This window comes from Mesorhizobium sp. M7A.F.Ca.MR.362.00.0.0 (assembly GCF_004023175.1).
Lineage (GTDB): Bacteria > Pseudomonadota > Alphaproteobacteria > Rhizobiales > Rhizobiaceae > Mesorhizobium.
The window spans coordinates 438-5,149 of the sequence record NZ_RZTF01000220.1 but is presented as its reverse complement, the minus strand read 5'-3'; the positions used below and the strand labels follow the sequence as shown (position 1 = coordinate 5,149).

Annotated in this window: 6 protein-coding genes; 5 read left to right on the top strand and 1 reads right to left on the bottom strand. The window is 64.6% G+C overall.

All coding sequences use genetic code 11. The annotated features are described in order from the left end of the window. The first annotated feature begins 171 nt into the window (after window positions 1-171). Genes EOC06_RS23530 through lpxK form a run of 4 tightly spaced genes read left to right on the top strand, consistent with a single transcriptional unit; the run spans window position 172 to window position 3,554 of the window. The gene (locus tag EOC06_RS23530; protein WP_127257990.1) at window positions 172-417 is read left to right on the top strand and encodes a DUF4170 domain-containing protein; all 246 of its coding nucleotides are present in this window, start codon (window positions 172-174) and stop codon (window positions 415-417) included. A 5-nt stretch (window positions 418-422) separates the two neighbouring features. Next, the gene (locus EOC06_RS23525) at window positions 423-1,214 is read left to right on the top strand and encodes a lysophospholipid acyltransferase family protein (RefSeq protein WP_127266858.1); all 792 of its coding nucleotides are present in this window, start codon (window positions 423-425) and stop codon (window positions 1,212-1,214) included. Then, the gene (gene waaA / locus EOC06_RS23520; RefSeq protein ID WP_027038607.1) at window positions 1,211-2,527 is read left to right on the top strand and encodes a lipid IV(A) 3-deoxy-D-manno-octulosonic acid transferase; all 1,317 of its coding nucleotides are present in this window, start codon (window positions 1,211-1,213) and stop codon (window positions 2,525-2,527) included. Before EOC06_RS23525 ends, waaA begins: the two co-directional genes overlap by 4 nt. 1 nt (window position 2,528) lies before the next feature. Beyond that, complete coding sequence (gene lpxK, locus EOC06_RS23515; RefSeq protein ID WP_128308907.1) at window positions 2,529-3,554, top strand: tetraacyldisaccharide 4'-kinase; 1,026 nt, start codon at window positions 2,529-2,531, stop codon at window positions 3,552-3,554. 98 nt (window positions 3,555-3,652) lie between these two features. On the opposite strand, the gene EOC06_RS23510 is transcribed toward lpxK, so the two are convergent. Further along, window positions 3,653-3,886, bottom strand: coding sequence for a DUF2093 domain-containing protein (locus EOC06_RS23510; protein WP_031213688.1), 234 nt, complete (start codon window positions 3,884-3,886; stop codon window positions 3,653-3,655). 77 nt (window positions 3,887-3,963) lie between these two features. Here EOC06_RS23510 and EOC06_RS23505 point away from each other — a divergent pair, with 77 nt between their 5' ends. After that, complete coding sequence (locus tag EOC06_RS23505) at window positions 3,964-4,599, top strand: hypothetical protein (RefSeq protein WP_245469965.1); 636 nt, start codon at window positions 3,964-3,966, stop codon at window positions 4,597-4,599. The last annotated feature ends 113 nt before the right edge of the window (window positions 4,600-4,712 follow it).

Genomic DNA, 4,712 nt, shown 5'->3' with positions numbered 1-4,712 from the left:
CCCTTGCTGCCGGCAGCGGTGAATTGCTGGCTGTGCTCGCCGGCGTCATCGCCGGCCTGGACGCGTGAAGGCGTTTTCCCCGGCGAGATGAATTCATCTCGCCCTAAAGGTTCCAAAGTTGGCGGCTTTGGTCTAGACCTGTGACAAACTCACGATATGTGAAGGACCGACATGGCCGCGGAAGACGGAAAGAAACAGCTTTTGCATCTGGTGTTCGGTGGCGAACTCAAGAAGCTTGGCGGCACCGAATTCCGCGATCTCGAGGGCCTCGATATCGTCGGCATCTATCCCGACTATCAATCCGCGCACACGGCGTGGAAAGCCAAGGCGCAAGCCAGCGTGGACAACGCCCACATGCGTTACTTCGTCGTTCATCTGCACCGGCTGCTGGACCCCGACAACAAGGCTGCCGGTTGACTTCGATGGAGCATGACCTGGCGAAAGGGCCAGCAAGCGATGCCGCGCCCACGGGCAGGGGACGCAGCCGCACGACCAAGGCCTTCTGGCGCAAGATTCGCCAACCGCTGGCGCAGTCGCGATTCGTCAAGAACGCCATCGCCAGCCTGTTCGCCCAGTTCGTGCGCTTCGTGCGCCTCACCAATCGCGTCGTCGAGGGATCGGCACGGTTTTCGGGCGGTGCCTATACCGAATTCGAGCCTGGCATCATCGCCTTGTGGCATGGCCAGCATCTGCTGACGCCAGCCTATTACCCCAAGCGCAAGCCGCTGGTCGCCATGGTTTCGCGCAGCGCCGATGCCGAGCTCAACGCCTTGATGCTGGAAAAATTCGGCATCGAGGCGGTGCGCGGCTCGGGCGGGCGGGAGAATGCCAGGCACCTCGACAAGGGTGGGGCAAAAGCGCTTATCGCCCTGAAAAAGTCGCTCGCCGTCGGCAAGAACGTCGCCATGATCGCAGATATTCCGCACGGCACGCCGCGAGACGCAGGGCTTGGTATCGTTCTCCTGGCTCGCCTCTCGGGCCGGCCGCTTGTGCCTGTCGCCATCACCACCAGCCGCCGCAAGGTACTGGAGAAGAGCTGGGACAAGACCACCATCAACCTGCCGTTCGGCCGTTCGTCGATCGTCATCGGTCAGCCGATCTTCGTGGCGGCCGGCGCCGATGAGGCCGAAATGGAGCGCAAGCGCCAGGAAGTGACGACCGCGCTCAATGCCGCGACCGCCGAGGCCTACCGTCTCGTGGATGCCCCGCGATGAGCGGCCGCTGGGCGCGAGCCATGCTGTCGGCATACCGTTTCGCGGGTGCGGCCGCCTATCCGCTGGTCGGGCCCTATGTGGCCTGGCGCACCTCGCGCGGCAAGGAAGACCGCTACCGCCGCCGCGAGCGCTATGGCGTCGCCGGCCGCGCGCGCCCCGACGGGCCGGTGATCTGGATCCACGCGGCGAGCGTCGGCGAGACCATAGCCGTCGTGCCGCTGGTCGAAAGCATCCTCGACTATGGCGTCAACATCGTGCTGACGACCGGCACGGTCACCTCGGCGCAGGTCGCCGACGAGCGTCTCGGTGACCGGATCATCCACCAATACGTACCGCTCGATCTCAAGCCGGCGGTCAGCCGGTTTCTCGATCACTGGCAGCCGGATCTGGCGATCATCGCCGAATCCGAGATCTGGCCGATGACCATCCTCGAGCTTGGCGCGCGCCGCGTGCCGCAGGTGCTGGTCAATGGCAGGCTGTCCGACCGCTCGTTCAAGTCGTGGAAGAAACGCGCCAACATCGCCGAGGCGTTGTTCGAGAATCTGGCTCATGTCGTGGCGCAGTCGGATGTCGATGGCGAGCGGTTTCTGGCGCTCGGCGCGCGGCCGGTCACCGTGTCGGGCAATCTCAAGGTCGATACCTCGCCGCCGCCCGTCGACGAACGGGCGCTGGCGACGCTGCGGCGGCAGATCGGCACGCGCCCGACCTGGGCGGCGATCTCGACCCATGACGGCGAGGAAGTGGTCGCGGCTGAAGTCCACGCGACGCTGCACAAGCGCCACCATGGTCTCCTGACGATCGTCGTTCCGCGTCATCCCGATCGCGGCGAGGCGCTTGCGGCACAAATTTCCGGCATGGGCCTGAAGGTCGCGCGACGCAGCAAGGGCGACAGGATAGCCGCCGACACGGATATATTGCTCGGCGACACGATCGGCGAGATGGGACTCTATCTCCGGCTGACCGAAATCGCCTTCGTCGGCCGCTCGCTGACCTCCGAGGGTGGCCAGAACCCGCTGGAACCGGCCATGCTCGACACCGCGGTTCTCGCCGGGCGCAATGTTCAGAATTTTCGCGAGGCCTACCAGCGTCTCCTCGACAGCGGCGGCGCCAAGCTGGTGCGCGATCGCGACATGCTGGCCGGCGCCGTCAATTTCCTCCTGACCAACGAAGTGGCGCGCCACGAGATGATGGCGGCGGGTGTGGCGACCGTCGACGAGATGCGTGGCGCGCTGGCGCGCACGCTGAAATCGCTTGAGCCCTATATCCAGCCGCTGGTCGTCAAGTCGCGCCTGAAGGGCGCGAACGGTCGCTAGCGTGGCCTCTGAAGCACCACCATTCTGGTGGGAAGAGCCGGACTGGCGGGTCCTGGCACTGTCGCCGCTATCGGCCATCTATGCGGCCGCCGCGGGCCGCGGCATGCGGCGGGCCAAGCGCGAGAAGATCGAAGCACCCGTTCTGTGCATCGGCAATTTCACGGTTGGCGGCACCGGCAAGACACCGGTGGCCATCGCGCTCGCCGAACAGGCCAAGCGCATGCATCTCAAACCAGGCTTCCTGTCGCGCGGCCACGGCGGCTCGTTCGCCGAGCCGCATGTCGTCGATATCGATCACGACAGCGCCCGGCATGTCGGTGACGAACCGCTGCTGCTCGCCGAGCACGCGCCGGTGGCGGTGACACCGAACCGCGCCGCCGGCGCCCGGCTGCTGCTGGAACGCAATGGCTGCGATTTCCTGATCATGGATGATGGCTTCCAGAGCGCCCGCATCCACATCGACTACGCGCTGGTCGTCGTCGACGCGCGCTATGGGATCGGCAATGGCCGCGTCATTCCGGGCGGGCCGCTCAGGGCCAAAATCGTCGACCAGTTGGTCTTCACCAGCGGGCTGTTGAAAATGGGCGAGGGCACTGCCGCTGACAGCGTGGTCCGCCAGGCCGCACGCGCCGGCCGGCCGATCTTCGAGGCCCATACAGAGCCAAGCGGCAAGGCAGGGCTTGCCGGCAAGCGGTTCCTCGCCTTCGCCGGTATCGGCCATCCCGAGAAATTCTTCGACACGGTGCGCGAAGCCGGCGGCGAACTGGCGTTGACGCGGCCGTTTCCGGACCACCATTTCTTTGCCGAGGACGAACTTGCCGAGTTGGCGGCGACCGCACGCACTGAGGGGCTGGTGCTCATCACCACCGCCAAGGACGCGGCCCGGCTGCGCCACGGCGCCCCACAGGACTTTCTCGACCGGCTCGAGGTGCTGGAGATCGACACGGTCTTCGAACTCGATCACGTTCCCGAGCGCATCATCGACGAGACGCTCGATGCCTGGCGCCAGCGCAAGCTGAAGGGCTAAAGCAATTCCAGGAACAGTGTGAAACGGTTTTCCGTTCCGGAATTGCGTCAAAACAAAGGGATAGAGCGGTTCGCCGTTCCGTGAAACGGCGAACTGCTCTAACCGCGCTTGCGCAGCTCCGGATGCATCTCGATTTCGCGGCGCAGCGAGGCGGTGGCGCTGATGTAGGGCTCCTGCCTGGCGACGCTCCAGTATTTCAACTCGTCGAGCGGAATGCTTTCGCCTGTCACCGCGCAACGCACGAACGCGCCGGGACTGGTAACCTGGAAGTCGCCATCCAGATAGCGGATGCGGGCTTCCTTGCCGCCGGGGCCTTCGAAACGGTTCATCATGCGGGGACGCCAGGGTTCATGAGGATTTCATCGCCATAAATTCCCGGCGAGGTCAAGCATGCGACAAGCCTGAGACAATGCTGAACGCTTATTGTGAGGCGGAAAAATGGTGTTGGTGGGCCGCAATGGACATTTCCTCCACTCGTCTTCCCGCCTTGCTCAGGGAAGTGATGACGCCGCAGGCCGTGCCCTCGGGGCAGGCTGATCCAGTCATGACGGCACTGGTCAAGGCGCTGGTCCAACCGCCGGCGCCGTCTCTGCTCGCACAACAGACAGCGCCAGCGCTGTTGACTTTGCCGGCCGCGCCAATGGCCGTCAAATCGCAGCAGATCGCATCGGCTGGCATCGTCGATGCCTATCTTGCCCAACTTGAGACGGGCGAAGAGGCGGCGTTGGCAACGATCGCGGCGAGAAAGGCAAAACCCGAAGCCGAAACGCCGCGAGCCTTCTTGCCGCCTTCGACAACGGCCAATGATAATGCTCCTGCCAGGGTTGCGGGGCTGTCATTGCTGTCGCTTATCCCGCCGCAGGCTCCAGTCCCGCGCAACGCTGCCGCTTTGGGTGCATTGGCGGGCAGGCACAGGCCGGCCAATCAATCCCATGGTGCGGCGCCGAACCCTGAGCACTTGCTGGTGAAGGTCGGCTTTGTTTCGATAGTGGCCGGTTTGCTGGGAACCGTGATCCTTGGGTTCGTTCTGTTGTTGCTTCGCTGAGCTTCGAATCGGCTGGTTCTCGATATATGCCCGGCGGAAGGCCTACCGCTCGGCTTCGATGAACGCCTCGATCTTTTCCGGCGCCAGCCCGGCATCCGCCGCGATGCGGCGGG

Bases quoted from the DNA above. Each gene is read 5' to 3' on its own strand.
- EOC06_RS23530 (WP_127257990.1), top strand. From the start codon at position 172: ATGGCCGCGGAAGACGGAAAGAAACAGCTTTTGCATCTGGTGTTCGGT.
- EOC06_RS23525 (WP_127266858.1), top strand. From the start codon at position 423: ATGGAGCATGACCTGGCGAAAGGGCCAGCAAGCGATGCCGCGCCCACG.
- waaA (WP_027038607.1), top strand. From the start codon at position 1,211: ATGAGCGGCCGCTGGGCGCGAGCCATGCTGTCGGCATACCGTTTCGCG.
- EOC06_RS23510 (WP_031213688.1), bottom strand. From the start codon at position 3,886: ATGATGAACCGTTTCGAAGGCCCCGGCGGCAAGGAAGCCCGCATCCGC.
- EOC06_RS23505 (WP_245469965.1), top strand. From the start codon at position 3,964: ATGCTGAACGCTTATTGTGAGGCGGAAAAATGGTGTTGGTGGGCCGCA.